1 rRNA gene is annotated in these 1,760 nt (G+C 56.6%); it reads right to left on the bottom strand.

The features are described from left to right. Positions 1-1,760: ribosomal RNA gene (locus tag ACFYZZ_RS45370) — 23S ribosomal RNA — on the bottom strand; the annotation flags it as partial.

Raw genomic sequence — 1,760 nt, 5'->3', positions numbered from 1 at the left:
GGACAAGCCCTCGGCCTATTAGTACCAGTCAACTCCACCCGTTACCGGGCTTCCATATCTGGCCTATCAACCCAGTCGTCTACTGGGAGCCTTACCCCATCAAGTGGGTGGGAGTCCTCATCTCGAAGCAGGCTTCCCGCTTAGATGCTTTCAGCGGTTATCCCTCCCGAACGTAGCCAACCAGCCATGCCCTTGGCAGAACAACTGGCACACCAGAGGTTCGTCCGTCCCGGTCCTCTCGTACTAGGGACAGCCCTTCTCAAGACTCCTACGCGCACAGCGGATAGGGACCGAACTGTCTCACGACGTTCTAAACCCAGCTCGCGTACCGCTTTAATGGGCGAACAGCCCAACCCTTGGGACCGACTCCAGCCCCAGGATGCGACGAGCCGACATCGAGGTGCCAAACCATCCCGTCGATATGGACTCTTGGGGAAGATCAGCCTGTTATCCCCGGGGTACCTTTTATCCGTTGAGCGACGGCGCTTCCACAAGCCACCGCCGGATCACTAGTCCCGACTTTCGTCCCTGCTCGACCCGTCGGTCTCACAGTCAAGCTCCCTTGTGCACTTACACTCAACACCTGATTGCCAACCAGGCTGAGGGAACCTTTGGGCGCCTCCGTTACCCTTTAGGAGGCAACCGCCCCAGTTAAACTACCCATCAGACACTGTCCCTGATCCGGATCACGGACCCAGGTTAGACATCCAGCACGACCAGACTGGTATTTCAACGACGACTCCACCCGAACTGGCGTCCGAGTTTCAAAGTCTCCCAGCTATCCTACACAAGCCGAACCGAACACCAATATCAAACTGTAGTAAAGGTCCCGGGGTCTTTCCGTCCTGCTGCGCGAAACGAGCATCTTTACTCGTAGTGCAATTTCACCGGGCCTATGGTTGAGACAGTCGAGAAGTCGTTACGCCATTCGTGCAGGTCGGAACTTACCCGACAAGGAATTTCGCTACCTTAGGATGGTTATAGTTACCACCGCCGTTTACTGGCGCTTAAGTTCTCAGCTTCGCCCTGACGAATCAGAGCTAACCGGTCCCCTTAACGTTCCAGCACCGGGCAGGCGTCAGTCCGTATACATCGCCTTACGGCTTCGCACGGACCTGTGTTTTTAGTAAACAGTCGCTTCTCGCTGGTCTCTGCGGCCAACCCCAGCTCACCGAGTAAATCGGATCACCAGAGCTGGCCCCCCTTCTCCCGAAGTTACGGGGGCATTTTGCCGAGTTCCTTAACCATAGTTCACCCGAACGCCTCGGTATTCTCTACCTGACCACCTGAGTCGGTTTAGGGTACGGGCCGCCATGAAACTCGCTAGAGGCTTTTCTCGACAGCATAGGATCATCCACTTCGCCACAATCGGCTCGGCATCAGGTCTCAGACACATGAGCGGCGGATTTGCCTACCACTCGTCCTACACCCTTACCCCGGGACAACCACCGCCCGGGATGGACTACCTTCCTGCGTCACCCCATCACTCACCTACTGCAAGTCTGGTTCGTCGGCTCCACCACTCCCCTTTGCCCGAAGGCTCCGGGGCGGCTTCACGGACTTAGCATCGCCTGGTTCGATGTTTGACGCTTCACAGCGGGTACCGGAATATCAACCGGTTATCCATCGACTACGCCTGTCGGCCTCGCCTTAGGTCCCGACTTACCCTGGGCAGATCAGCTTGACCCAGGAACCCTTAGTCAATCGGCGCAAACGTTTCTCACGTTTGTATCGCTACTCATGCCTGCATTCTCACTCGT

The sequence above is a fragment of the Streptomyces sp. NPDC001816 genome (assembly GCF_042892235.1).
Lineage (GTDB): Bacteria > Actinomycetota > Actinomycetes > Streptomycetales > Streptomycetaceae > Streptomyces.
Note: the sequence above shows the minus strand (reverse complement) of the source record. Positions and strands in the feature narration are given on the sequence as shown.